Here is a 25,059-nt window from a genome sequence, read left to right as displayed (position 1 = left end):
AGATCCATCGTGTTCAGGTCGCTCCCAGCCAGAGCCAATCCCGTCAATACCGCCGATCCCGTCAACCCCGTCAAGAACGCTGATCGCATCAACCGCGCCATCGCCGTGGCGGTGGCCGCGGTGACCGCCGCCGCGACGGCCGTCGCGGTCCCGGCGGCCGCGGGCGCCGCGCAGGCGGCACCGCCCGAGCACTTCTACCCGTACTCGCTCGCCCAGGGCCCGGACGAGGTCGGCGAGCCGATGGCCATGGAGCCGCTGCCCGACGGCTCGGTGCTGCACACCGCGCGCGACGGCGTGCTGCGCCTCACCGACCAGAACGGCCGGACGAAGGTCGCCGCGCAGCTGAACGTCTACACCCACGACGAGGACGGCCTCCAGGGCGTGGCCGCCGATCCGGGGTTCGCCGAGAACCGCTGGGTGTACCTGTACTACGCGCCCCGGCTCGACACGCCCCGCACGGACGCGCCGGAGACCGGGACCGCGGCCGACTTCGCCCCGTACGAGGGGCACAACCAGCTGTCGCGGTTCAAGCTGACCGCCGCGGGCGAGCTGGACACGGCCAGCGAGCAGAAGATCCTCCAGGTCCCGGCCACCCGCGGGATCTGCTGCCATGTCGGCGGTGACATCGAGTTCGACCCGCAGGGCAACCTGCTGCTGTCCACCGGCGACGACTCCAACCCGTTCCAGTCCGACGGCTACAGCCCGCTGGACGAGCGGGCGGACCGCAACCCGGCGTTCGACGCGCAGCGCACCTCGGCCAACTCCAACGACCTGCGCGGCAAGCTGCTGCGGATCAAGGTGGCCGAGGACGGCACGTACACCAGCCCGGCCGGCAACCTGTTCCCGCCCGGCACCGAGCGGACCCGGCCGGAGATCTACGCGATGGGGTTCCGCAACCCGTTCAAGATCTCCGTGGATCCGGCGACGGGCGCGGTGTACGTCGGCGACTACGGGCCCGACAAGGGCGACGACAACGATCCCGCGCGCGGGCCCGCCGGGCAGGTGGAGTTCGCGCGGGTGACGGGCGCCGGCAACTTCGGCTGGCCGTACTGCACGGGCGAGAACACCCCCGCCGACACCTACGCCGACTACGACTTCGCCACCGGCACGGTCGGCGCGAAGTACGACTGCCAGAACGGGCCGGTCAACGACTCGCCGCGCAACACCGGCATCGCGCAGCTGCCGAAGCCGGTGCCCGCGTGGATCCGCTACAGCGGCTGCGACAACCCCGCCATGAACCCGGAGTCGGGCTGCTCCGGCTCCGAGTCGCCGATGGCCGGGCCCGTCTACCGGTACGACGCGGCGAACCCGTCGCAGGTCAAGTTCCCCGCCGAGTACGACGGGCAGGTCTTCCTCGGCGAGTTCGAGCGGCGCTGGATCCGGCACGCCGCGGTGAACGCCGACGGCTCGGCCGGGACGGTGACGCCGTTCCCGTGGCCGCTCGGCTACAAGGTCATGGACCTGGAGTTCGGCCCGGACGGCGCGCTGTACGTGCTGACGTACGGCGAGCAGTACTTCTCCACCGACGACCACGCCGGGCTGTTCCGGTTCGAGCACATCAGCACCACCGGGCGGCGGCCCGAGGTGCGGATCGCGGCCGAGCCCACCTCCGGGCGCAGCCCGCTGAGGGTGCGGTTCTCCTCCGCCGGGACGCATGACCCGGAGGGCACGGCGATCGGCTACCGCTGGGACTTCGGCGACGGCCGCACCTCCACCAGGCCGAACCCGCGGCACGTGTACGGCAAGCGCGGCCAGTACTCGGCCACGCTCACCGTCACCGACGCCAGCGGCAAGACAGCCACCGACAGCGTGCTCGTCACCGTCGGCAACACCGCCCCGGTCGTGACGCTCGACCTGCCCGAGCACGGCCGGCTGGTCGACTTCGGCGCCGCGGTGCCGTACCGGATCACCGTCCGCGACCGCGAGGACGACCCGGTCGACTGCTCCAAGGTGAAGCTGACCTACCTCCTCGGCCACGCGACGCACTCGCACGCGCTGGCCGAGCAGTACGGCTGCCAGGGCGTCCTCCAGACGCCCGGCGACGGCGACCACGGCCCGTCCGAGAACACCTACGGCGTCTGGGCGGCCGAGTACACCGACACCGGCGGCAGAAAGGGCGTGGTCCCGCTCCGCGGCATCGACATCAACTACACCCAGCCGAAGAACCGGCAGGCCGAGCACTACAAGACCGGCTCCGGCGTGAGCCGCGTCCAGGCCGCGGGCGCGCACGGCGCGGCGCGCGTCGGGAACGCGGAGAACGGCGACTGGATCATGTTCGAGCCGTACCGGCTGGACGACGCCGCCTCGTTCACCGCGCGGGTCAGCTCGGGCGGCGCCGGCGGCACCCTCGAACTGCGCGCCGGCGCGCCGGACGGCACGCTGATCGGCTCGGCGCAGGTGGCCCCCACCGGCGGCTGGGACGCGTACGCCGACGTCACGGGCGCCATCGGCGGCGCCCCGGCGGCGGCCGGCCCGCTCTACCTGGTCTTCAAGGGCGGGAGCGGATCCCTGTTCGACCTCGACGACTTCACCTTCACCACGCGATGACCCCTCCATCCCGGCCGGGGCGGCGGCGCGCCGCCGCCCCCGCCGGGCCCCCCCCCCCCCCCGGCCGGGCCCACCCCCCGAAGGGAAGACCGATGGACAACCTCGAACGCCGGACCGTCCTGCGCGGCGCCGCGCTGACCGCCCTCGGCCTGGGGACCGCCGCCGCCCTCCCCGGGACCGCCGCCGCCGACGCGGGCCACGGCCACCACGCGCACGGTTCCAGGGGGCGGATCCCGCGCGGGTCGATCAGCATCCAGCTCTACACGCTCCGGGACATGCTGGCCGCCGACCTGGACGGCACGCTCGCGGCGCTGGCCGCGATCGGCTACCGCAAGGTCGAGGCCGCCGGGACGCACGGCCGTACCGCCGCCGAGTTCCGCGCCGCCCTCGACCGGGCCGGGCTGCACGCCACGTCCGGCCACGTCAGCGTCGGCGACGGCTGGCAGCGGACGCTCGCCGACGCCCGCGTCCTCGGCCACCGGTACGTCGTGCACCCGTGGGCGAACTTCGCCACCGCGGACGAGTGGCGCCGCTTCGCCGACCGGCTGACGGCCGCCGGGGCCGCCGCGCGCGCCGCGGGGCTGCGCTTCGGCTACCACAACCACGCGCACGAGTTCGAGCGGCTGCCGACCGGCGAGCGGCCCTTCGACATCATCACCGCCACCGACCCCCGCCTGGTGCATCTGGAACTCGACCTGTACTGGGCGGTGACCGCCGGCGCCGACCCGGTCGCGCTGCTGCGCGAGCACGGCCGCCGCGTCCTGCAGCTGCACGTCAAGGACCGGGCCGCCGACGGGTCGTTCGCCGACGTGGGCACCGGCACCATCGACTTCCGCCGGATCTTCACCGCGGCGTGCCGGTCCGGGGTCTCCGAGTACATCGTCGAGCGCGACACCCAGCCCGACCCGCTCCGGACCGCGCGGGTCGGCTTCGAGTACCTGCGCACCGTCCGGTTCCCGCGCCGCTGACCGTACGCACCCGCGGCGCGGCACCCGCGGCGCACGCACCCGCAACGCACGAGCACCAGGAGGACGCGAATATGGCACGACCGATCACCCTGTTCACCGGCCAGTGGGCGGACCTGCCGTTCGAGGAGGTGTGCCGGCTGGCCTCCGGCTGGGGCTACGACGGCCTGGAGATCGCCTGCTGGGGCGACCACTTCGAGGTCGACAAGGCCCTCGCCGACGACTCGTACGTCCCGCGCAAGCTGGAGACCCTCGCCAAGTACGACCTGAAGGTGTGGGCGATCTCCAACCACCTCGTCGGGCAGGCCGTCTGCGACCATCCGATCGACGAGCGGCACGAGGCGATCCTGCCCGCCCGCATCTGGGGCGACGGGGAGCCCGAGGGCGTGCGGCGCCGCGCCGCCGAGGAGATCAAGGACACCGCGCGGGCGGCGGCGAAGCTCGGCGTGTCGACCGTGGTCGGCTTCACCGGCTCGTCGATCTGGCACACCGTCGCGATGTTCCCGCCGGTGCCGCCCGCGATGATCGAGCGCGGGTACGCCGACTTCGCCGCCCGCTGGAACCCGATCCTGGACGTGTTCGACGAGGTCGGGGTGCGGTTCGCGCACGAGGTGCACCCCAGCGAGATCGCGTACGACTACTACACGACGGAGCGGGCGCTGGAGGCGGTCGGGTTCCGGCCCGCGTTCGGGCTGAACTGGGACCCCTCGCACTTCGTGTGGCAGGAGCTCGACCCGGTGAACTTCCTGTTCGACTTCAAGGACCGCATCTACCACGTCGACTGCAAGGACACCAAGGTCCGCACCGGCGACGGGCGGCGCGGCCGGCTGTCGTCGCACCTGCCGTGGGCCGACATGCGGCGCGGCTGGGACTTCATCTCCACCGGGCGCGGCGACGTCCCGTGGGAGGACTGCTTCCGGGCGCTGAACGCGATCGGCTACGCCGGGCCGATCTCGATCGAGTGGGAGGACGCGGGCATGGACCGGCTGCGCGGCGCGCCGGAGTCGCTGGAGTTCATCCGGGAGCTGGCCACGATCGAGCTGCCGGACGCGTCCTTCGACGCGGCGTTCTCCAGCGACTGACGCGGCCCCGGGGCCGTTGATCGGACGTTGATCGGCTGTTGATCGGCGCACGGCAGGGTGTGTCGGGCACGGTCCTCGGGCCGCGGTGCCGGTGTCCGCGGGGTTCGCGGGGTTCGCCGCGGAATCCGCCACCGCGTTCAGGGCCGTGCCGTCTTGTGCGGCGGGCCGGCCGGATCGGGGGATGCGGCGGCCCGCCGGCCGGGGCGGGTCGTGATCGCCGCCGCGACGCGGGGGCCTTCCGCCGCGCTCCCCGGACCGCCCGCCTCCCCCTGCCGGGGGAGCGGATCGGAACCCGCGAGGGAAGTGGCGGAAGTGGCGGCACGGCCAGCATTGCGGCATGAACACGACAACGCTTCCCGCACCGCGCTGGATCGACTGGACGGCCCGCGCGGTCCCGCTGACCGTGCTGCCGTCCGGCATCTGGCGGCTCGCCCTCGGCCTCGGCGTGCCGGTGGGCTTCTCCGGCGAGATGGCCGACCTCTACCACGCGCCCGATCCGGTGCTCACGCCGTACGTGATCCTGCTCAGCCTGCTGGCGGAGGGGGCCGCGCTGCTGACGCTCGGGCTCGTCCGGCCGTGGGGCGAGGTGTTCCCGCGCTGGATGCCCGTCATCGGCGGGCGCACGGTGCCGACGCTCGGCGCGGTGAGCGTCGCGGCGCTGGGCGCGGTCGCGGTGATGGCCATCTGCATGCCGATCGCGGGGAGCTGGAACGATCCCGAGTCGTTCGGCCACCCGGAGGCGCCGCAGGGCGCCGCCCGCTGGATCATGCTGCTGTGCTACCTGCCGGCGCTCGCCTGGGGGCCGCTGCTGGCGATCGTGACGGTCGCGTACTACCTGCGCCGCCGCGGCCTCCTGCCAGCGGGGCGTACTCCGGCGGGGCCTACTCCATCTCCGAAAGCCGCGCCGGATCGAACCGGATCGGGAACGGCCGCTCGGCCGTGAGGTCCTCCCCGGCCCGGACCCTGCGGCGGACGCGGTAGTGCGCGTCCGCCGCCCCGGGCCGGCTCAGCTCCAGCAGCGTCACGGCGGCCCGGGGCTCCAGGTCGACGATCCAGTAGTGGGGGATGCCGGTCGCCGCGTACTCGGCGACCTTCCGCACCCGGTCGGTCCGCTCGCTGCCGGTGCGGGGCGTGACGACCTCGGCGACGAGCAGCAGGTCGGGCCCGTAGTAGGTGCGGGCCTGGCTCTCCAGCGCGGCGCGCGCCACGTCCCGGCCCACCGCGAACGCGTCCGGGCGGCGGATCCCGGCGGCGGTGCCGACGTCCCGGGGCGGCCCGCCGACGTGCACGTCGGCGCCGGCCCGGGCGGCGGCGTCGCGCAGGAGGCCGCGCAGCCGCTCGGCGGCGTGGTCGTGCCACAGGTCGCCGGGCAGCTCGGTCAGCCACCCGTCGGCCAGCTCGTACCGCAGGCCGTCGTCGGGCAGCGCGTCGAGATCGTAGAGCGTGTACGGGCCGTGCGCGTGCCCAGCCACCGCACCCATTGGCGTCCCCCTCGCCGATGATCTTGCCGTCCGAATCTACTGGACCGCCGCGCCCGGCACGGTGTGGCCGGGTGGGGCGTTTCGTCTGCCTTCTCTCCAAAAGGGAGGAGAAGCGGGTTAAGATACATCGCGACTTGACCTTCCAGTCGCGGCAGGCTCCAGGCTCGGGGGCGACCCCCTCGAAGGAGGACGTGATGATGACAGAGCGGACCGGCCCCGCCCCGCGAGCCTCCGAGCGCGACCGCGACCAGGTCCTCGTCCGGCTGCACACCGCGTACGCCGAAGGGCTGCTGGACGACCGCGAGCTCGACGAGCGCATCGACCTGGTCCTGGCGGCCGGCACGACCGCCGAGCTCGGCCGCCTGGCCGCCGAACTGCCCGCCCGCGAGGAGCCCGCCGTACGGCCGGAGGCGGCCGCCCCGGAACCGTCCGGGCGGTTCCAGATGGCGTACAAGAGCAGGCTTCGCAGGGGCGGCCGCTGGCGGCTCCCCGAGCGCTACACGGCCGTCCTCTACAAGGGCGGCTGCGAGCTGGACCTGCGCGAGGCCGAGCTGTCCGCGCGCGTCACGACCGTCCGGGTGGTGTCGTACAAGTCGCCGGTGCGGATCATCGTGCCGCCGGGCGTCCGGGTGGAGGCCGGCGGCATGGGCGTCTCCACGGAGGTCCGTGGCGCGCCGTCCCCCTCGGCACCGGTGGTGCACGTGCAGGGGATCGCCTATAAAGGACCGATCGAGGTAATAGATCATCTTCGCCTGTCCTGAGGCGATATAAACGCTCCCGCACCCATTTCCAGCACAGATCGCGCCGATGTCCGCACAGCGGTGGTTTCAGCGCGGTTTGATGGTGTGTCATCCGCGAGACGGCATGCCGGTCGGTGAAGGAGCGTTCGTGACCGCAAGGACCCCCGAGCAGGACGGCGCCCCGCCGGCGACGGAGGACGGGGACGAGCTCACCGGCCCGCTCGCGTCCCGGCGGATCCGCCGCCGGCTGACGTTCGGGACCCCCGAGGCGCTCGGCGAGGAGCCCGCCCGCCCGCAGGGCAGGCGCGGGAAGAGGCCCCCGTCCCCGTGGCAGCGCGCCCAGAACGCCTGGCAGCAGGCAGGCGTCCCCTGGCCCCCCTCCGAAGGCGCCCCCGAGCGCCCGGCGCGCACCCCCGAAACGGCGAGCGCCAAGGCGACCAAGAAGCCTGCGGACGCCAAGAAGCCCGCGGACGCTGGGAAGCCCACGGAGGCCCCGAAGGCCACGGATGCCATGAAGCCCGCAGGCGCCGCGGACGCTGTGAAGGCGGCGGGCGCCGTGAAAGCCGCGGGCGCCGCGGAGGCTGGAAAGCCCGCGGACGCCCCCAAGGCTGCGGATGCCGTGAAGCCCGCGGGCGCTGTGAAGCCCGCAGGCGCCATGAGCGCCGCGGGCGCTGTGAAGGGCGCGGCCCGCCCGGCATCCGCCCCTGAGACCGCGTCGGCCGCCGGTGACGCCGCCGCCACGGGCCGGCGGCCCGGCGGGGGGCTGCGGCGGCCCAGGCACGCGGTCGTGGCGGTCGCCGCCTGCGGGGCGGTCGCCGTCGCCGCCGGGGCGTACGCCGTGTCCGCGAACGAGGGGGCCGCCGCGCCGCGATCGGAGGTCGCGGCGGCGAAGCCCGCGGAGGGCGCGTTCACGCTCGACCCCGCGGCCCGTACCGACGGGCTCGTCCAGAACGTCGCCGCCGTGGCGGCGGCCGGCTCCACGGTCGTGGCCACCGGGACCGAGACCGCGGGCGACGGGACGCCGGGCCGGGACCGCGCCGAGTTCCTCGTCTCCCAGGACGCCGGCCGGTCCTGGCGGCTCGCGGCGGTGCGGGCGCCGGACGGCGCCGAGCCCGCGCCGGGCGCCCGGCCCCGGCTGCTCGCCGGCGGCGCCGGCGCGTGGGCCGCGATCGGGCAGACCGCCGTGCCCGGCGAGGCCGCCCTGTGGACGAGCGTGGACGCCGGGGAGTGGACCCGCGAGCCCGGCACCGGCCTGCCGTTCACGCCGAACGACCGGGTGAACGCGCTCGCCCGCACGAGCGGCGGCTTCGTCGCTGCCGGTGTCACCTCCCCGAGCGGGAAGTTCGCCGGCGACACCCGCGGCGTGGTGTGGACGTCGGCCGAGGGCAGGGTGTGGCGGCGGGGCCCCGACCTCGCCCCGCTCGGCGTCGCCGGCCTCGGCCTGCTGGCCGCGTCCGGTGACACGCTGGTGGCGCACGGGACGTACGCCCGTACCGTCACGAAGAACGTCAAGCGCAAGGGCAAGAAGAAGGGCACCCGGAAGGTCACCACGACCGTGCGCGGCGAGGGCCTGTGGCGCTCGGCGGACGGCGGCCGCACCTGGGCGCCGGTGACCGTCCCGCACGCGCAGGGCTCGTACGGCCCCGTCCGGAGCCTGGCCGCCGGGCCGGGCGGCTTCCACGCCGTGCGCGAGGGCAGGACGACGACGGGCAAGAAGAAGAAGCGCAGGACGACGCGGTACGGCGTGGTCTTCGGCTCCCGGGACGGCGCCGCGTGGGCGCCCGCCGGACGGCTCGGCGCGCCGGGGTACGCCCGGGTCGAGCGGCTCGCCGGGACCCCCGCCGGGCTCGCGGCGATCGTCCGGGGCAAGGGCCCGGCGGCCACCGTGCTGCACAGCGCGGACGGCCGCGCGTGGCGGCCCGGCGGGTCCGTGCCCGGCGCGGCCCTGAGCGGGCTGGCCGTCGCCGCCGGGGGAACCGCCGTGGCCGGCGGGCAGCGCGGCCAGGACGGCCTCCTCGCCGTCGCGGGACCGGCGGGCGGCCCCGCCGCGCCCGTGGACCTCGCGCGGATCCCCGGCGCGGTCCGGCCCGAGCGCGCGGTCACCGCCCTCGCCCCCGGCGCGGCCGGCACGGCGATGGCGGTCGGCAGCACCGGCGGCGCCGCGGCCGCCTGGCACCTGGGCGCGGCCGGCACGTGGACCCGCGGGCCGGCGCCCGCGCCGGGGGCGCGGCTGACCGCCGTCGCCCACGGCCCGCGCGGCTGGCTCGCCGTCGGCCGCGCCGCCGCGCCGAACGGTACGCCCGCCCCGCTGGTGACGGCGTCCCAGGACGGGCGGATCTGGCGCCGTACGGGCGTGCCGGGCGGCCGGGCCACCTCGGGCGCCGCGGCCGGCCCCGGCGGCTACGTCGTCGTCGGCCAGGCCGGGAACGTGCCCGCGGCCTGGCGGTCCGCCGACCTCGCGCGCTGGAGGCGCGGCGCGGGCGCGGGCCGCGGCGACCTCGCCGGCCCGGCCGCGATGCGCGACGTGGCCTCGACCGGCACGGCGTACGTGGCGGTCGGCGGACGGCAGGCCGCCCGCCCCGCGAAGGGCGGCCCGCCGCCCGGCGAACTGCCCGCCGTGTGGACCTCGCCCGACGGGCAGAAGTGGACGGCCGCCGCGCCGCCGGCCCTCCCGGCCGGGGTCGCGTCCGGCGCGTTCACCCGGGTCGTGGCGCGCGGCGGCGCGCTGGTGGCGCTCGGCACGGGCCGTGCCGCCGCCGCGCCCGGCGCACCGGCCGCGGCGCGGGCCTTCGCCGCGCACTCGGCCGACGGTGGCCGCACCTGGCGGCCCGCGGCCCTGCCCGGCGGGACCGCCACGGCGGCGCTCACCGCCGCGACCGCGACCGCGAAGGGCTTCCTGATCGCGGGCGCCGACGGCGCGGCGGGCCGTCAGGACGTCGTGCTGTGGGCGTCCCCGGACGGCGCCGCCTGGCGCCGCGTGGCGGCGGCGGGCACGGGCCTGGACGGGCCCGGGGACCAGCGCCTGACGGCGCTCGCCCCGGCCGGGAACGATGTCGTGGGCGCGGGCGTCAGCACCGGCCACCGGGGCGACGTCCCGATGCTGTGGCGCACTCCCGCCCCCTGAACGGGCGGGCCCCTGGCAGGCCACCGGCCGGCGGTCTCCCGCCGGCCGGACTCGCCTTCGCCGGAATCACCCGTTGCAGCCGCAGGAGCAGCCTTTCGCGCACGAGCAGTTCCCGCCGTGACCACAACTGCATCCACCTTGTGTCATGGTCGGAACGTAACCTTCGGCCGATTCGCCGGTCTATGACCGCCACCGCGACGGCGGCATCACGCGGCGGTCATGTGTTGGTCATGTGTTGATGTGCAGGTCGACTCCCAGCAGGATGAGGAACCACAGGAATATGGCCAGCAGCGCGCTGGCGACCTGCCGCAGCAGTTCCGCGTCGATGTAACCGCGGTCCCAGGCGACGAACACGCCGATGATGATGTAGATCAGCCCGACGATGCTGATGCCGGGCCGGTACCTGGACGCCATGGGGGGCTCTCTCCTCACGCACGTAAGGGGTGGGACTCATGACGTACGGCCGGTGCCCGGACCGTCGCGAATGAAACTCTGGCCCTATTCGGGCCGTTCCGGCCGCGTTCCTTCGGGCCGTCCCGAAATGGCGCCGCCGTTTCGTCGGGGGAGAGAACCCGCCCGGATGTAGCGGAACCGCCACGCGCGGCGATAATCGGATTGTCGCTCCGGTGGCCGGCGGCACTTTGGGCAGCGCTCGCCGGCCACCGTGGCTTCCCGGTGCCTTCGGGTGCCTTCCGGAGCCGTTCTCAGCGGCCGGTGCGGCCGCCGGACATGTCGATGCGGAGCACGGCCGGGTCGTGGTCGCCCGCGCGGGACGCGAAGTCGGCGTTGCGGTGGACGATGTCGTACTCGTGCTTCCGCGCGGCCAGCGACGGGCTCACCATGATGTGGTCGGTCGCCCGCGCGTTCCCCTGGGTGATGGTGGTGTAGCGGTCCTTCGCCGGCAGGGCGGCGGGCAGGTCGCGCAGGCCCGTCTCCTTGGCGAGGGCGCGGACCGGCGTCGCGTGCTCCGGCTCGCCGAGGTCGCCCGCCACGATGATGTCGGCGTTCCGGTCGGCGGCGCGGACCGACCGGACGAACCGCGCGATCACCTTCGCCTGTTCCATGCGGCGCCACTCGGTCGGCCGCGTCGGCGGCTGGTAGCGCCCGAAGGCGGGATGGTCGTCGCCCGAGCGCGGGTACCACTGGTTGGCGACCACGATGATGCGGTTGCCCTTCCAGGTCACCTCGCCCGCGACCGGCTTGCGCGTGCGGCTCCACGCGGCGTCGCCGGGGGCGACGCGGCCCGGGCTCAGGCTGAGCCGGACGCCGGAACGCTCGCGCACCGCCCGCACGGGGCCGGTCTCGGCGGCCCCGGCTCCGTCGCCGGCCGCGGTCTCGTCGCCCTCGCCGCCGCCCGCCGGCCGGTCGACGAACGACAGGCCCCGGTCGGTGCGGAACAGGAACCCGACGTGGTCGTTGGAGCCCTTCTCGCCGCCGTCGGCGTTGTCCCGCGGCGGGACGGACCGCCAGTCGTAGCCGGGCCCGCCGGCGGCGCTGATCGCGGTGATCAGCTCGGCGACGGTCTGGTCGGCGGCCACGGTGCCGTCGTCGCGGGTGCCGCTGTTGTCGCGCAGCCCGGTGACCGCGATCAGGTCGGGCGACTTGAGCCCGGAGACGAGGTCGGCGGCCAGCGCGTCGATCCGCGCGCGCGGCGCGTCCGGGCTGAGGCCGCCCAGGTCGGCGGTGGCGACGGCGAGCTCGCCCGGCCGCGCCGCCCGGGTCTCCTCCGGCTTCGCGCCGCCGTCCCGGTGCCGCGGGGCCGCGGTGACCAGCAGCTTGAACGCCCCGTACGCCGAGTCGAGCACCCCGGCCGCCACGCCGGGCAGCCGGTCGCCGGCGTTCATCCGCGGGAGCGCCGCGAGCGTGTCGTCCAGGACGACCCGTTCGGGGTTGGCGTCGGTGGCGGTCTCCAGGACGCCGCCGCGGGACGTGCGCGCGCCCGCGCCCGCGCCGCCGGCCGGCAGCACCGGGACCTCGCCGTACCGGGACGGGCCGGCGGCGACCGCGTTCTGCACGCCCGCCCGCATGCCCTCGATCGTCTCGTAGAAGTCCAGCGCGTTCCGCTTCGGGTCGAAGCGGCCGCCGCGCTCGATGTCGCGCGCCGCGCCCCAGGTGGGGCCGGTCATGATCGTGCCGGGGACGCGGCGGCCCTGGGAGCCGATGAGCACCGGCTCCGGGAGCGGGACGCCGCGCGCCTCGACGGCGGTGCGGGCGGCGTCGATCTCGGTCCGGCCGAGGGCGGCCGAGCGGACGCCGCCGGGCCGGTACTCGGTGACCCGGCCGTCGACCCGGACGGAGTCGCCGACGGCGACCGCGGGGCGCTCGCGGGTGAAGACGTGGACGCCCTCGGAGGTGGCGTCGTTCCGGTCGGGCCTCGGGTCCTGCATCCAGAATCCGGTGCCCGCCACCGCCGTCACGACGCCGGGGACGCGGGTCACGGTGCGGCCGTTCAGCGGGGACACGTGCCCCGCCCCCTGGATGTCGCGGATCCGCCGCTCGGGCGGTGCCGCGGCGCCGGCCGGCGGGGCCGCCAGGAGGGGCCCGCAGACCACCGGCAGGACGAGGAACGCTCCGGCCGCGAGCGCGCGGACCGGCCGGGTACGCCGGGCCCGTCCCGGCTCACCTTCGTACGCCACCCAAGCTCCATCTCGTACTAGAGCGCGGCCCAATGGACACGAAGAAGGATGACATACCGCGTCGGGCGAAATCGCCGTCTGCGGGACACGGTTCCGGGGCCGGTGGCGCGTACCGGCCCCGGAACCGTGGGCTCAGGGGGGAGGCCAGGGGAGACGGCCCGCCGGGTCGGTCGGTGTCGGTCGGTGTCAGTCGGTGTCAGTCGAAGAGGACGACCTGGCGGATGACGTCGCCGCCCTTGAGGGCCTCCACGGCGTCGTTGAGGTCCTCGAACCGGATCCGCCGCGAGATCATGCCGTCGAGTTCGAGCCGGCCCGCGCGCCACAGGTCGACGAACCGCGGCACGTCGCGCTTCATGTCGCAGCCGCCGTACAGCGAGGACTTGATGTTCTTGCCCTCGAACAGCAGCGAGAACGCGCTCATCTCGAAGTCGTCGTCCGCCGCGCCCGCGCCGACGACGATGACGTCGCCGCCGCGCCGGACGGAGTTCCACGCGGTGGTGATCGCGGCGGACTTGCCGACGACCTCGAAGGCGTAGTCGAAGCCGGCGCCCGCGGTGAGCAGCCCCTTGACCTCCTCCAGGTCGTCCAGCGTCGCGGTGTGCGTGGCGCCGAACTGCTTGGCGAGGGGGTGCTTGGCCTCGTTCGGGTCGATCGCCAGGATCGTGGAGGCGCCGGCGATCCTGGCGCCCTGGATGACCGACAGGCCGACGCCGCCCGCGCCCACCACGGCCACCGTGGCGCCCGGGTGGACCTTGGCGGTGTTGATGGCCGCGCCGACCCCGGTGGGGATGCCGCAGCCCAGCAGCGCCGCGTACTCGAACGGCACGTCCTCGGCGATCTTGATCACGCCGCGGCCGGGGAGCACGACCTCGTCGGCCCAGGTGCCGGTGCCGGCCATCCCGTACGCGGGGCTGCCGTCGGCCAGCGTGAAGTTGTGGACGCTGAACGACTGCACCACGTACGTCATGCACAGGAACGGCTCGCCGCGCAGGCACTCGGGGCAGGTGCCGCAGTCGGGCGTCCAGTTGACGACGACGTGGTCGCCGACCGCCACGTTCGTGACGCGCTCGCCGACCTCGGCGACGATCCCCGCCCCCTCGTGCCCCACCACCGTGGGCGGCATCGACGGCAGCACGCCGGTCAGGGTGGAGAGGTCGGAATGGCAGACCCCGGTCGCCTTGATCTTCACCTTGACCTGGTCGGGGCCGGGGTCGACCGTGCGGACGTCGTCGCGCAGGTCGAGCTCGGCGTCGCCGACCGCGTGCAGAACCGCGGCACGTGCCATGGATGCCTCCACAGTGGGATGGGGCGCCGGCCGGGGCACGGCGCCCTGGAAGGGTGGGTTTAGCTGCTATTCGTCGAGCGTGAGCGCGGCCTTGGGGCAGGACCGCACGGCGTGCCGGACGCGGTCGGCCTCCTCGGCGGGGACCTCCGGCTTGAGGATGTCGAGCTCGTCGTCGTCGTTGAGGTCGAAGACCTCGGGGGCGAGCCCCACGCAGACGGCGTTGGCCTCGCACACCATGGGGTCGACGCTTACCTTCATCGCCACTGTCTCCGTTTCACTGGCCGGCGAGTTTGCTGTGGTCCCAGGAGGCGACCCGGCCCGGCTCCACGAGGTAGGCGTACCGCTTGGCGGCGGTGACCTCCGCGAAGGCCGTGACGGCCTCCTCGTCCTCGAGGCCGGTCATCTTCCGGACCACCTCGCGGCCAACATACAGAACGTCGTTCGGTTCCGTCAGGACCTCCGCCCGCCCGTAGATCAGGGCGCCGGCCAGCTCGAAGTACTCCTCGCCGGACTCGACCAGGCACGTCACCCGCGGGTCGCGCGCGATGTTGCGGGCCTTCTGCGAGCTCCGGTACGTCCAGAAAGCGATCTTGCCGTCGACCATCGCGTAGAACATGGTGACCATGTGCGGGGTGCCGTCGGGGTTGATCGTCCCCAGCTGCAGCTTGCGCTGGCCGCCGACGAGGCCGAGGGTCTCCTCCTCGGTCAGTGCGATCTCGGTACGCTTGCTCACCGGAAAAGTAGAACACGTTCCAGTCTTGTCCGGCAAGACTGGAGTCTCATTCAAGTGATCCGGATGCCGCGTCCGCGCCAGGATCGGGGGGCCCTGTTCCGGGCACACCCTGCATCAGGCCAGGATAGATCGGGATAAAGTGCCCGGCGGAGGAGATCGATGACCAACACCACGGCGTCCACCCACCCGGGGACGACCCCACCCCCCGCCCCGGCCGCGCCCATGCCGCGCGACCTGCTCCGCGCCGCGCGTGCGGCCAAGGGGTTCATGCCGGAGCCCGAAGGCCAGGCGCTGTACGAGACCGCGCTGGAGTACGGCGCGCGCCCGGACCTGCCCGGCCCGCTGCTGGAGATCGGCAGCTACTGCGGCAAGTCGGCGATCTACCTCGGCGCCGCCGCGCGGGAGACCGGCACGACCGTCGTCACCGTCGACCACCACCACGGCTCGGAGGAGAACCAGGCGGGCTGGGAGCACCACGATCCGTCCCTGGTCGACCCGCTGACGGGCCGGATGGACACGCTCCCGACCTTCCGCCGCACCCTGGGCTCCGCGGGCCTGGAGGACCATGTGGTGGCGATCGTGGGCACGTCCCGTACCGTCGCCGCGTTCTGGAACACCCCGCTCGCCCTGCTGTTCATCGACGGCGGCCACGCCGAGGACCTGGCGCAGGCCGACTACGAGAACTGGGCGCCCTGGATCGCGGTCGGCGGCGCGCTCGTCATCCACGACGTCTTCCCCGACCCCGCGGACGGCGGCCAGGCGCCGTACCACGTCCACCAGCGGGCCCTGCGCAGCGGCGCCTTCACCCAACGCCGCGTGGAAGGCTCCCTGCGCGTCCTGGAGCGGACCACGGACGCCGACCCGATCACCGCCAAGGACTGAGCCGCGACTTACACCCCGCCCCCGCCCCCGCCCCGGGGGGGACGAGGGGGCGGAGCCCCCAGCAGGGGGTGCGGGGGACGGAGTCCCCTGCCCCGGGGAGGGTGCCCGGAGCGAGGAACGAGCGCAGGGCGCCCACCCCGGGGCGGGGGGTGTGGGGGGTCGTCACCCCACAATGACAAGAGAGCAGCCGCAGGCCTCCGGGTCGGCCGGGCCGGAGGGGCCCAGGGGGCGGCCGGCGACCTCCTTGAAGATGCGGGCGCCGGGGGAGGTGCCCTCCAGGGCGTCGGCGGCCAGGACGATCGCGGCCGCGGTGTAGGTGGAGCGGTCCCCGGGGAAGTGCCGCCGGTTCTCGAACTGCCAGCCGGTCCAGTACGACCCGTCCTCGTGCCGGAGGTGCTGGATGGTGGCGAACAGCTCCAGGGCCCGTTCGCGGTCGCCGGCGGCGTCCAGGGCCATCACCAGCTCGCTGCTCTCGGCCGCGGTCACCCACGGCTGGTCGGACACGCAGCGGCAGCCCAGGCCGGGGACGACGAAGGTGTCCCACTGCTCCGCCAGCCGCCGCTCGGCGGCCGCGCCGCGGACGGGGCCGGAGAGGACGGGGTAGTACCAGTCCATCGACCAGCGGCTCTTGTCGGCGAACGCCTCCGGGTGCGCGGCCACGACGTGGCCGAGCTGGTCGGCGGCGAGTTCCCACTCCGGCTCCGGCTCGCCGAGGTGCTCGGCCAGCGCGACCGCGCAGCGCAGTGACTGGTAGATCGACGAGCAGCCGGTCAGCAGCGCGTGGTCGGACGCGGCGCCGTCCTCGTGCCGGATCCAGATGATCTCGCCGCGCCGGGTCTGGAGCCCGAGCACGAAGTCGATCGCGCGGCGCACGGACGGCCACATGTGCCGCGCGAACGCCTCGTCCCCGGTCATCAGCAGCTCGTGCCAGACGCCGACGGCGATGTACGCGGCGTGGTTGGACTCCCCGCCCGGCTCGGTGACCTCGCCCAGCACCCACTTGGCGGGCCAGGAGCCGTCGGGGCGCTGGACCGAGCGCAGCCACTCGTACGCGCGGCGGGCGGGCTCGCGCAGGCCGGCCACCGTGAGGGCCATCGCGGCCTCCACGTGGTTCCAGGCGTCCACGTGCCCGGGCACCCCGCCGGTCGGGGTGAACCACGGGATGGCCCCGGACTCCTCCTGCTGGGCCGCGATGCTGCCCGCGGTCGCGACGATCTCGGCGGAGGTGAGCACGCCCGGCACGGCCGGGGGCGCGGCGGGCTCAGACCGCATCCGCGGTCTCCTCCGCCGGCGCGGGGGCGGCACCGGTCGCGGGGGGCTTGGCGAAGTACACGACGACGCTCTTCCCGATCAGCGGGTTGAGCACCCGCTCGGCGAGCCGGGTGGCCAGCGGCCGCTTCATGATGTCCCACACGAGGATCTGGTGGTACGCCTTGGCGGCGACGTGGTCGTCGTTGTTCACGCCGACCGCGCACTTGATCCACCAGTACGGGGCGTGCAGCCCGTGCGCGTGGTGGTGCGGGCCGACGCGGAAGCCGATGGACTTGAGCTTGGCCTCCAGTTCCGCGCGCGTGTAGATGCGGATGTGGCCGCCGGGGGCGGTGTGGTAGTCCTCCGAGAGGGCCCAGCAGACCCGTTCGGGCAGCCATGCGGGAACGGTCACGGCGAGCTGCCCGCCGGGCTTGAGGACCCGCAGCAGCTCGCGCATCGCCCGCATGTCGTCCGGGATGTGCTCCAGCACCTCGGACGCGATGATCTTGTCGAAGTGGTCGTCGGGGAACGGCAGTTCGAGGGCGTCGCCCTGCACGGTCTCGGCGGCGGCCTCTTCGGGCAGGCCGCCCTCCATCCGCATGGCCTTGAACATCGTGTCGACGCCGGCGAGCTCGTCGGCGTCCATGTCGAAGGCCACGACGCGCGCACCCCTGCGGTACAGCTCGAAGGCGTGCCGCCCGGCGCCGCATCCCATGTCCAGGACGCGCTCTCCGGGCTTCACGCGGAACCGCCCGAAATCAACGGTCAGCAGGGTGGTGCTCCTTCCGTACGGGGGACGCCGCGCGCGGCGCGGGTCCCTGGATCTCGTCCCGCTGTGGTCTGGCTGCCCGGCCCCGCGGCGGGCCCGTCAGGCGCGCCGGCGGGAGCGGGCCGCGGCCAGCCGCCGGTAGCGCTGCTGGGCGATCGCCTCGCGGTAGTGCCCGACCGTGGCCTGCGCCACCGCCGGCCACGCGAAGCGCGTCTCGACCCGGGCCAGGCCCGCCTCGCTCAGCCGGCCGCGCTCCGCGGGGGAGTCGTGCAGCCGGCGCAGCGTCGCGGCCAGTTCCTCCACGTCGCCGGGCTCGACCAGGATCCCGGCGTCGCCGACGACCTCGGGCAGCGCCCCGGCGCGGCTGGCGACCAGCGGGGTGCCGGACGCCATGTGCTCGACCGCGGGCAGCGAGAATCCCTCGTACCGGGACGGCACCACGGCGGTCTCGGCGGAGGCGAGCAGCTCGCCCAGCTCGTCGTCGGTGATGCCGCTGACGAACCGGACCCGGTCGCCCAGCGCCAGCTCGCGGACGAGCTTGGCGGTGGGGCCGTCCTCCTTGGGCCTGCTGACCACCACGACGTGCACGTCCCGCTCGGTGGCGACCTTGGCGACCGCGCGCAGCAGCACGTCCACGCCCTTGATCGGGGCGTCGGCGCTGGCCATGGCGACGATCCGGCCGGGGACGCGCTCGCCGCGCGGGTGGAAGATCCGGGTGTCGACGCCGAGCGGCAGGATCTCGATGTCGCGCGGGTCGACGCGGAAGTCCTTGACGATGTCGACCTTGGAGGAGTCCGAGACCGTCAGCACCGGCCCGATCCGCCGCGCCACCTGGCTCTGCATGGTGACGAAGCCGTACCAGCGGCGCTTGCCGAGGTGCTGCCGGATGCCCTTGGCCGCTTCCAGCTCGATCCGCCGGTCGACGCTGATCGGGTGGTGGATGCTGGTCACGAGCGGCAGGCCGAGCCGGCCGATGCCGAGGTTGCCGAGGCCGAGCACCTGGTTGTCGTGGGCCACGTCGAAGTCGCGGCGGCGGCGCCGCAGCTCGCGCAGCACCCGGATGCTGAACGTCAGCGGCTCGGGGAAGCCGCCGGTCCGCATGTGGGCGTACTCCAGGACGTCGATCCAGTCGCGGAACTCGCCCAGGGCCGGGTTGCGGAACGGGTCCTCGTCCCGGTACAGGTCCAGGCTCGGGATCTTGGTCAACCTGATCTCGTCGCGGTCGAGTTCCGGATACGGTTGCCCGGACAGCACCTCGACCGAATGCCCCAGGTCGGCCAGCTCGCGGCTCAGATGCCGCAGGTAGACGCCCTGGCCGCCGCAGTGCGGCTTGCTCCGGTACGAGAGCAGGGCCACGCGCAGGGGCCCTTCCGGCGGGCCGCTCGACGGCTCGCCTGCCTCAGCCACGCCAGTCCCTGCTCACGCACCACTCCTGTCACTCGTGTCGTCCCCGGGGGCGGACCCCCGGCTCCCCGGAGCTTCGCCCGAAGGACGGATCAACGGGACCTCGGGCGCAGCCGCACGGGCATGCCCTTGATGCCGTTGATGAAACTAGACCTTAGCCTCCGCACGTTACCGGAGAGTTCGATATTGGGCATGGAGTCCAAAAGTGTTTCGAAAAGCACACTCAGCTCCAGCCGGGCAAGGTGCGCACCGAGGCAGAAATGGGGCCCGCCGCCGCCGAACCCCAGGTGGGGGTTGGGGTCGCGGCCCACGTCGAAGCGGAACGGGTCGTCGAACACCCGCTCGTCCCGGTTGGCCGAGCCGTAGAAGACCACGACCTTGTCGCCCGCCGCGATCCTCGCGCCGCCGAGCTCGACGTCCCGCATGGCGGTCCGGCGGAAGAGGTTGACCGGCGTCACCCACCGGACGATCTCCTCGACGGCCGTGGGCAGCAGGCTCCGGTCGGCGCGCAGCCGCTCCCACTGGTCCGGGTGCTCGAAGAACGCGAGCATCCCGCCGGACGCGGCGTTGCGGGTGGTCTCGTTGCCGGCGACCGACAGCAGCATCACGAACAGCTCGAACTCGTTGCCCGTCAGCTCGTTGCCCTCGGCGTCCGGCTGGAGCAGCCGGGTGACGATGTCGTCGCGCGGCTCGGCCCGGCGCTGCGCGGCCAGCTCCTCGGCGTAGGCGTACAGCTCGGTCGCCGCCGCCTGGCCCTCCTCCGGCGACGTCTGGAACTCGGGGTCCTCGGCGCCGATCAGCGTGTTGGACCAGTGGAAGATCTTGTCCCGGTCCTCGACCGGGGCGCCGAGCAGCTCGCAGATCACGTACAGCGGGAGCGGGGCGGCGATGTCCCGGACGAAGTCCGCCTCGCCGCCCGCCTCCAGCCGTTGCGCCACCTCGCCGACGAGGTCGCGGCAGATGTCGCGGATGTGCTCCTCCAGCAGGCCGATGGCCCGCGGCGTGAACCCCCGGTTGACGATGCTCCGCTTGCCCGAGTGCTCGGGCGGGTCCTGGTTGAGCATCATCATCCGCTGGAGGTCCAGGTGCTCCGGGTCCGGCTCGTCGAACAGCGCGAGCCGCGCGTACGACGAGAACACCTCCGGATGCCGGGACACGTGGACGACGTCCTCGTGCCGGGTGACCGCCCAGAACTCCGGGTTGCCCCGGCTCGGATCGGCGTGGTGGCGGTGGACGGGCGCCCGCTCGCGCAGCTCGGCGAGCTGCTCGTGCGGGATCCCGCCGCGCTCGTAGACGTCCGGATCGACCAGTTCGATGTTCGTGAGCGGGACCTCGGGGGTGGTGGTCATCGCCGCGGACCTCCTCGTCGGCACGGGCGGAGCGAGGGTCAGGTGCGCCCGGAGGCGCTGGGGGTGAACTCCACGGGGAGTTCCTTGACGCCGTTGACGAAGTTGGAGCGCAGCCGGCGGGGCTCGCCGGCCGGCCGGATGTCGGGCACCCGGTCCAGAATCGTCTCAAAGATGATCCGGAGATTCATCCGTGCGAGGTGGGTTCCCAGGCAGAAGTGCGGCCCGCCGCCGCCGAACCCGATCTGCGGGTTGGGGTCGCGGCCCACGTCGAAGCGGAACGGGTCGTCGAAGACCTTCTCGTCGCGGTTGGCCGAGCCGTAGAACAGCACGACCTTGTCGCCCGCCTTGATCTGCTTGCCGCCCAGCTCGGTGTCCTGGGTGGCGGTGCGGCGGAACTGGTTGATCGGGCTGACCCAGCGCACGATCTCCTCGACGGCCGTGGGCAGCAGGCTCCGGTCCTTCTTGAGCCGCTCCCACTGCTCGGGGTGCTCGAAGAGCGCCTGCATGCCGCCGGCGGTGGCGGTGCGGGTGGTCTCGTTCCCGGCGATCGACAGCATGATCACGAAGAGCTGGAACTCCTCGTCGCTGATCCGCTCGCCGTCCGGGCCGGCCGACAGCAGCTTGGTCACGATGTCGTCGCGCGGGTCGGAGGCGCGCGCGGCGGCCAGCTCGCCCGCCCAGACGGCGAACTCGGCGGCGCAGGCGGCCGACTCGGACCGGTCGCCGATGAACTCGGGGTCGTTGAACGCGACCAGCTTGTTGGACCAGTGGAAGATCTTTTCGCGGTCCTCCATCGGCGCGCCCAGCAGCTCGCAGATCGTGTAGAGCGGCAGCGGGACGGCGAAGTGCTCGACGAAGTCGCAGCGGCCGAGCGTGACGGCCGTGTCGATCAGCTCGTGGCAGCTCTGCCGGATGTGGTCCTCGAGCTTCTTGATCATCCGCGGCGTGAAGCCCTTGTTGACCATGCTGCGCAGCCGGGTGTGGTCCGGCGGGTCCTGGAAGAGCATCATCTGCCCGTACAGGGCGATGTCCTCCTCGGTGAACTCCTCGAACATCGCCGTCCGGGTGTGCGAGGAGAACAGCTCGGGGTGGCGCGACACGTAGATGACGTCCTCGTGCCGGGTGACCGCCCAGAAGCCGGGCACGCCCTCGTTCGGGTCGTGGTGCCAGTGGACCGGGTCGTGCTCGCGGAGCCACGCGAGGGTGTCGTGCGGGATGCCGTCCCGCTCGTACACGCCGGGGTCGATGACGTCGATGTCGGGAACGAGGCCGAGCTCAGGGGCCATGGAACGATCCTTCGTGCCGGGGGTGGGTCGTCGGGTCGTCGGTTCGTGGGGCGGGACGGGCGGAACGGGCGGAACGGGCGGAACGGCGGGTACGGCCGGCGGGGTCACTGCTCGAAGGCGGCGGCGAGGTCGCCGGCGGCGGTGAACCCGGCGGCACCGGTGGAGATCTTGGGGCCGAGTTCGGCGGCGAGCGTGGCGGGCGTCCAGGCGCCACCGTCGGCGGCGGCGAGGTGCGCGACGGTGGGCGGCGCCATGACCGCGACGCGGCCGCCGTACGCGACGAAGACCTGGCCGGTGACGTCGGCGGCGGCGGGCGAGGCGAGGTAGACGACCAGCGGGGTGACGTGGTCGACCGACAGCGGGTCCGGGCCGTCCTCGGGGGCGGGGCCGAACACCCCGGCGGTCATGTTCGTGCGGGCGCGCGGGCAGATCGCGTTGGCGCGCACGCCGTACCGGCCGCACGCCTGGGCGGTGGACAGCGTCAGCGCGGCGATGCCGGCCTTGGCGGCGGCGTAGTTGGGCTGGCCGGCCGAGCCGAGCAGGAACGCCTCGGACGCGGTGTTGACGATCCGCGCGTACACCGGCGCGCCGGTCTCCTTGGACCGTGCCCGCCAGTGCGCGACGGCCAGCCGGGAGGTGGCGAAGTGCCCCTTGAGGTGGACGCGGATCACCGCGTCCCACTCCTCCTCGGACATGTTGAACAGCATCCGGTCGCGGGTGAACCCGGCGTTGTTGACCAGCACGTCCAGGCCGCCGAACGTGCCGACGGCGGTCGCGACCAGGCCCTCGGCCGTGTCCCAGGCGCCGATGTCGCCGGCGTGGACGGCGGCCTCGCCGCCGGCCGCGGCGATCTCCTCGGCCACGGCGTGCGCGGCGCCGGCGTCGACGTCGTTGACCACGACGCGGGCGCCCGCCCCCGCCAGCGCGCGGGCCTCGGCCCGGCCGAGCCCGCCGCCGGCGCCGGTGACCACGGCCACCCGCCCGTCCAGGCTCACATCTGGGTCGGTCACGGCATACCTCGTTCCATGATCCTGGAGTCGAGCGCTTGCTCGGGCAGGCAATCTAGAACACGTTCTAACATGAGACTCCAGTCTCAACAAGGGGGCGGGAGGGGGTGACGTGAGTCACCCCGCCGCGTTCCGCCCTCCTTCGGGCGGCCGTTCCGGGGCACGCCGAAGACCCCGCACGCGGTCCGCGTACGGGGTCGGGAAAGGCGCCGGTCAGCCGGCCAGCACGAAGCTGATCGGGTCGCCGTCGCCGGCGCGGCGGACGACGCCGCGCCGTTCGAGCGTGCGCAGGTGCGCGGCCGCCTCGGCGGTGGCCATCCGCCGGGAGCCGATCTCCATGTCCTCCCAGGCGCCGCGCCACTCCATCCCGGCGGCGATCCGCCACAGCGTGGCGGGCTCGCCGGCGGTCAGCAGCCCGGCGATCTCGGTCATCCGCTCCTCGTGGTGCTCGGCGATCTCCCGCGCCCGGTCGGTCAGCCCGTTGAAGCGGTACTGGTGGGCGGGCAGGACCTCGCCCACGTTCAGGCCGCCGACCCGTTCCAGCGACTTCAGGAAGTCGCCCAGCGGGTCCACGTCCGCCTCGTCGAACGGGTAGAGCGAGATGTGCGGGGTGATCCGCGGCAGCACGTGGTCACCGGTGAAGATCCGGTCCGCGTCCTCCAGGTGCAGGCAGATGTGCCCCGGGCTGTGCCCCGGTGTCCACACCGTGCGCAGCGCCCGCCCGGGCAGGTCCACCAGGTCGCCGTCGGCCAGCTCCCGGTCCGGCAGCGCCGGCGGGTCCACCATGTGGCCCGCGCCGGTCCACTCGGCCAGGTCGGACTCGTCCGCGCCCGCCTGGCGCAGCGAGTCCAGGTGGAACGCGCGGCCGCCGTCCTCAAGGCGGTTGGTGTCGTGGAACCGCCGCACGACCGCGGTGTCGTCGCGGTGCATCGCGATCCACGCGCCCGACGCCTCGCGCACCCGGCCGGCCAGCCCGGAGTGGTCGGGGTGGAAGTGCGTGACCACCACCCCGTGCACGTCCGCCACGTCCATGCCGAACGCGGCGAGCCCGTCCTTGAGCGCGGCCCAGGCGTCCTCGTGGTGCCAGCCCGCGTCCACCAGGACCGGCCCGCGAGGGCTCTCCAGCGCGTACACCAGCGTGTACGCGAGGGGGTTGCCGGGAATCGGCACCGGGACGCTCCACACGCCCCCGCCGAGGTCCTCGGGATCTGGTCGCACGCGCAAATCTCGTCTCCGCCCTTTTCTTCGGTCGCCCGGCCGCTCAGACGCGTTCGAGGATGGTGCCGGTCGACAGCGAGCCGCCGCAGCACATCGTGATCAGCGCGGTGGACGCGTCCCGCCGCTCCAGCTCGTGCAGCGCGGTGGTGAACAGCCGCGCCCCGGTCGCGCCGACCGGGTGGCCCAGCGCGATCGCGCCGCCGTTGACGTTCACGGTGTCCATGTCGGGCTCGTGCACCGACGCCCACGACAGCGCCACCGACGCGAACGCCTCGTTGATCTCGGTGATGTCGATGTCGGACATCGCCATGCCGGTCCGCTTCAGCACCGCCTCGGTCGACTGTACCGGGCCGTCCAGGTGGTAGTACGGCTCGGCGCCGACGAGCGCCTGCGCCTTGATCCGGGCGCGCGGGCGCAGCCCGAGGGCGCGCGCCTTCGCCTCGTCCATGACCAGCACGGCGGCGGCGCCGTCGGTGATCTGCGAGGACGAGCCGGCGGTGTGGATGGCGCCCTCCATCACCGGCCGCAGCTTGGACAGCCCCTCGACGGTGGTCTCGCGCAGGCCCTGGTCGCGGGTGACCGTCCGGGTCTCGCCGGTCGGGCCGCCCTCGGCGTCCAGCACGGGCGCCTCGATCGGCGCGATCTCGCGCTCGAAGCGGCCGTCGGCCCACGCCTTGGCGGCCTTCTGCTGGGAGGCGGCGCCGAACGCGTCCAGGTCGGCGCGGGTCAGGCCGCGCCGCTTGGCGATCCGCTCGGCGGACTCGAACTGGGACGGCATGTCCAGCGACCAGTCGTCCGGCTTGGGGTTGTGCGGGTACACGTTGGCGCCCAGCGGGGTCCGGCTCATGACCTCGACGCCGGCGCCGATCGCCACGTCCACCACGCCGGCCGCGATCTGCGAGGCGGCCAGGTGCACGGCCTGCTGGGCCGAGCCGCACTGGGCGTCGATGGTGGTGACGCCGGTCTGCCAGGGCAGGTCCGCGTACAGCCAGGCGTAGCGGCCCACGTGGCCGCCCTGCTCGCCGGCCTGCGTCACGCAGCCCGTGAAGACCTGGCCCACCTCGATCGGGTCGATGCCGGACCGCTCCATCAGCGCCTTGTACGTGTGCGCCATGACGGCCTGGGCCTTGAGGCCCGCGAGCCAGCCGTTGCGCTTGCCGAGCGGAGTGCGGACGGCTTCGACGATCACGGGCGTGCCCATACGGTCTCCTTCTAGAACGTCATTCAATTACGAATGTAACCCGTTCTATTTTCCGGAGGAAAGGGCGCCCCCGGGGGCCCCGTCCCACGCACCGGGACG

At 74.0% G+C, this 25,059-nt stretch carries 21 protein-coding genes; 7 read left to right on the top strand and 14 right to left on the bottom strand.

The window, feature by feature from the left end; genetic code table 11:
* Window positions 1-9: 9 nt before the first annotated feature.
* From ACA361_RS00360 to ACA361_RS00345, 4 genes are all read left to right on the top strand, one after another.
* On the top strand, window positions 10-2,547 hold the full coding sequence (locus ACA361_RS00360) for a PQQ-dependent sugar dehydrogenase (RefSeq protein WP_375009692.1): 2,538 nt from the start codon (window positions 10-12) through the stop codon (window positions 2,545-2,547).
* A gap of 92 nt (window positions 2,548-2,639) precedes the next feature.
* A complete protein-coding gene (locus tag ACA361_RS00355; RefSeq protein WP_375009691.1) occupies window positions 2,640-3,515 on the top strand; it encodes a sugar phosphate isomerase/epimerase family protein in 876 nt (291 codons plus the stop codon).
* A gap of 71 nt (window positions 3,516-3,586) precedes the next feature.
* Complete coding sequence (locus ACA361_RS00350; RefSeq protein ID WP_375009690.1) at window positions 3,587-4,594, top strand: sugar phosphate isomerase/epimerase family protein; 1,008 nt, start codon at window positions 3,587-3,589, stop codon at window positions 4,592-4,594.
* Window positions 4,595-4,931: 337 nt separating this feature from the next.
* Complete coding sequence (locus ACA361_RS00345; RefSeq protein WP_375009689.1) at window positions 4,932-5,537, top strand: hypothetical protein; 606 nt, start codon at window positions 4,932-4,934, stop codon at window positions 5,535-5,537.
* Here the strand turns inward: ACA361_RS00345 and ACA361_RS00340 are convergent.
* Window positions 5,476-6,075 carry a Uma2 family endonuclease gene (locus ACA361_RS00340; RefSeq protein ID WP_375009688.1) on the bottom strand — a complete coding sequence of 200 codons (600 nt, stop codon included), beginning with the start codon at window positions 6,073-6,075 and terminating at the stop codon, window positions 5,476-5,478. The two genes, ACA361_RS00345 and ACA361_RS00340, sit on opposite strands and share 62 nt — an antisense overlap.
* A 194-nt stretch (window positions 6,076-6,269) precedes the next feature.
* Between ACA361_RS00340 and ACA361_RS00335 the strand changes: the two genes are divergently transcribed.
* Window positions 6,270-6,836, top strand: coding sequence for a DUF1707 domain-containing protein (locus ACA361_RS00335; RefSeq protein ID WP_375009687.1), 567 nt, complete (start codon window positions 6,270-6,272; stop codon window positions 6,834-6,836).
* Window positions 6,837-6,963: 127 nt separating this feature from the next.
* Entirely contained in the window at window positions 6,964-9,939 is a 2,976-nt protein-coding gene (locus tag ACA361_RS00330; RefSeq protein ID WP_375009686.1) for a hypothetical protein, read from the top strand.
* 228 nt (window positions 9,940-10,167) lie between these two features.
* Here ACA361_RS00330 and ACA361_RS00325 read toward each other — a convergent pair whose 3' ends face one another.
* From ACA361_RS00325 to ACA361_RS00305, 5 genes are all read right to left on the bottom strand, one after another.
* Window positions 10,168-10,353 carry a hypothetical protein gene (locus ACA361_RS00325; protein WP_366620280.1) on the bottom strand — a complete coding sequence of 62 codons (186 nt, stop codon included), beginning with the start codon at window positions 10,351-10,353 and terminating at the stop codon, window positions 10,168-10,170.
* Between the two features lie 290 nt (window positions 10,354-10,643).
* Window positions 10,644-12,575 carry an endonuclease/exonuclease/phosphatase gene (locus ACA361_RS00320; RefSeq protein ID WP_375009684.1) on the bottom strand — a complete coding sequence of 644 codons (1,932 nt, stop codon included), beginning with the start codon at window positions 12,573-12,575 and terminating at the stop codon, window positions 10,644-10,646.
* Between the two features lie 196 nt (window positions 12,576-12,771).
* Window positions 12,772-13,860 carry an alcohol dehydrogenase catalytic domain-containing protein gene (locus tag ACA361_RS00315; RefSeq protein ID WP_375009683.1) on the bottom strand — a complete coding sequence of 363 codons (1,089 nt, stop codon included), beginning with the start codon at window positions 13,858-13,860 and terminating at the stop codon, window positions 12,772-12,774.
* Between the two features lie 66 nt (window positions 13,861-13,926).
* Window positions 13,927-14,118, bottom strand: coding sequence for a ferredoxin (locus ACA361_RS00310; RefSeq protein ID WP_375009682.1), 192 nt, complete (start codon window positions 14,116-14,118; stop codon window positions 13,927-13,929).
* A 16-nt stretch (window positions 14,119-14,134) separates the two neighbouring features.
* Window positions 14,135-14,593: a pyridoxamine 5'-phosphate oxidase family protein gene (locus ACA361_RS00305; RefSeq protein ID WP_375009681.1), complete on the bottom strand. Its 459-nt coding sequence runs from the start codon at window positions 14,591-14,593 to the stop codon at window positions 14,135-14,137.
* 159 nt (window positions 14,594-14,752) lie between these two features.
* Between ACA361_RS00305 and ACA361_RS00300 the strand changes: the two genes are divergently transcribed.
* On the top strand, window positions 14,753-15,475 hold the full coding sequence (locus tag ACA361_RS00300) for a class I SAM-dependent methyltransferase (RefSeq protein ID WP_375009680.1): 723 nt from the start codon (window positions 14,753-14,755) through the stop codon (window positions 15,473-15,475).
* A 162-nt stretch (window positions 15,476-15,637) separates the two neighbouring features.
* Here the strand turns inward: ACA361_RS00300 and ACA361_RS00295 are convergent, their stop codons facing one another.
* From ACA361_RS00295 to ACA361_RS00260, 8 genes are all read right to left on the bottom strand, one after another.
* A complete protein-coding gene (locus ACA361_RS00295; protein WP_375009679.1) occupies window positions 15,638-16,747 on the bottom strand; it encodes a prenyltransferase in 1,110 nt (369 codons plus the stop codon).
* Window positions 16,737-17,498 (bottom strand): class I SAM-dependent methyltransferase, encoded by a 762-nt coding sequence (locus tag ACA361_RS00290; RefSeq protein WP_375010866.1) that lies wholly within the window; start codon window positions 17,496-17,498, stop codon window positions 16,737-16,739. Before ACA361_RS00290 ends, ACA361_RS00295 begins: the two co-directional genes overlap by 11 nt.
* 96 nt (window positions 17,499-17,594) lie before the next feature.
* Window positions 17,595-18,902 carry a glycosyltransferase family 4 protein gene (locus ACA361_RS00285; RefSeq protein WP_375009678.1) on the bottom strand — a complete coding sequence of 436 codons (1,308 nt, stop codon included), beginning with the start codon at window positions 18,900-18,902 and terminating at the stop codon, window positions 17,595-17,597.
* 89 nt (window positions 18,903-18,991) lie between these two features.
* Window positions 18,992-20,248, bottom strand: coding sequence for a cytochrome P450 (locus ACA361_RS00280; protein WP_375009677.1), 1,257 nt, complete (start codon window positions 20,246-20,248; stop codon window positions 18,992-18,994).
* A 38-nt stretch (window positions 20,249-20,286) separates the two neighbouring features.
* Window positions 20,287-21,534, bottom strand: coding sequence for a cytochrome P450 (locus ACA361_RS00275; protein WP_375009676.1), 1,248 nt, complete (start codon window positions 21,532-21,534; stop codon window positions 20,287-20,289).
* A gap of 104 nt (window positions 21,535-21,638) precedes the next feature.
* On the bottom strand, window positions 21,639-22,544 hold the full coding sequence (locus ACA361_RS00270) for an SDR family NAD(P)-dependent oxidoreductase (RefSeq protein WP_375009675.1): 906 nt from the start codon (window positions 22,542-22,544) through the stop codon (window positions 21,639-21,641).
* A 210-nt stretch (window positions 22,545-22,754) separates the two neighbouring features.
* On the bottom strand, window positions 22,755-23,765 hold the full coding sequence (locus tag ACA361_RS00265; protein ID WP_375009674.1) for an MBL fold metallo-hydrolase: 1,011 nt from the start codon (window positions 23,763-23,765) through the stop codon (window positions 22,755-22,757).
* 37 nt (window positions 23,766-23,802) lie between these two features.
* Window positions 23,803-24,960, bottom strand: coding sequence for a steroid 3-ketoacyl-CoA thiolase (locus ACA361_RS00260; RefSeq protein ID WP_375009673.1), 1,158 nt, complete (start codon window positions 24,958-24,960; stop codon window positions 23,803-23,805).
* Between the last annotated feature and the right edge of the window lie 99 nt (window positions 24,961-25,059).

This window comes from Actinomadura sp. 21ATH, assembly GCF_041951345.1.
GTDB lineage: Bacteria > Actinomycetota > Actinomycetes > Streptosporangiales > Streptosporangiaceae > Spirillospora.
Note: the sequence above shows the minus strand (reverse complement) of the source record. Positions and strands in the feature narration are given on the sequence as shown.

Bases quoted from the DNA above. Each gene is read 5' to 3' on its own strand.
- ACA361_RS00350 (WP_375009690.1), top strand. From the start codon at position 3,587: ATGGCACGACCGATCACCCTGTTCACCGGCCAGTGGGCGGACCTGCCG.
- ACA361_RS00345 (WP_375009689.1), top strand. From the start codon at position 4,932: ATGAACACGACAACGCTTCCCGCACCGCGCTGGATCGACTGGACGGCC.
- ACA361_RS00295 (WP_375009679.1), bottom strand. From the start codon at position 16,747: ATGCGGTCTGAGCCCGCCGCGCCCCCGGCCGTGCCGGGCGTGCTCACC.
- ACA361_RS00280 (WP_375009677.1), bottom strand. From the start codon at position 20,248: ATGACCACCACCCCCGAGGTCCCGCTCACGAACATCGAACTGGTCGAT.
- ACA361_RS00275 (WP_375009676.1), bottom strand. From the start codon at position 21,534: ATGGCCCCTGAGCTCGGCCTCGTTCCCGACATCGACGTCATCGACCCC.
- ACA361_RS00355 (WP_375009691.1), top strand. From the start codon at position 2,640: ATGGACAACCTCGAACGCCGGACCGTCCTGCGCGGCGCCGCGCTGACC.
- ACA361_RS00300 (WP_375009680.1), top strand. From the start codon at position 14,753: ATGACCAACACCACGGCGTCCACCCACCCGGGGACGACCCCACCCCCC.
- ACA361_RS00335 (WP_375009687.1), top strand. From the start codon at position 6,270: ATGATGACAGAGCGGACCGGCCCCGCCCCGCGAGCCTCCGAGCGCGAC.
- ACA361_RS00325 (WP_366620280.1), bottom strand. From the start codon at position 10,353: ATGGCGTCCAGGTACCGGCCCGGCATCAGCATCGTCGGGCTGATCTAC.
- ACA361_RS00260 (WP_375009673.1), bottom strand. From the start codon at position 24,960: ATGGGCACGCCCGTGATCGTCGAAGCCGTCCGCACTCCGCTCGGCAAG.
- ACA361_RS00310 (WP_375009682.1), bottom strand. From the start codon at position 14,118: ATGAAGGTAAGCGTCGACCCCATGGTGTGCGAGGCCAACGCCGTCTGC.
- ACA361_RS00340 (WP_375009688.1), bottom strand. From the start codon at position 6,075: ATGGGTGCGGTGGCTGGGCACGCGCACGGCCCGTACACGCTCTACGAT.
- ACA361_RS00315 (WP_375009683.1), bottom strand. From the start codon at position 13,860: ATGGCACGTGCCGCGGTTCTGCACGCGGTCGGCGACGCCGAGCTCGAC.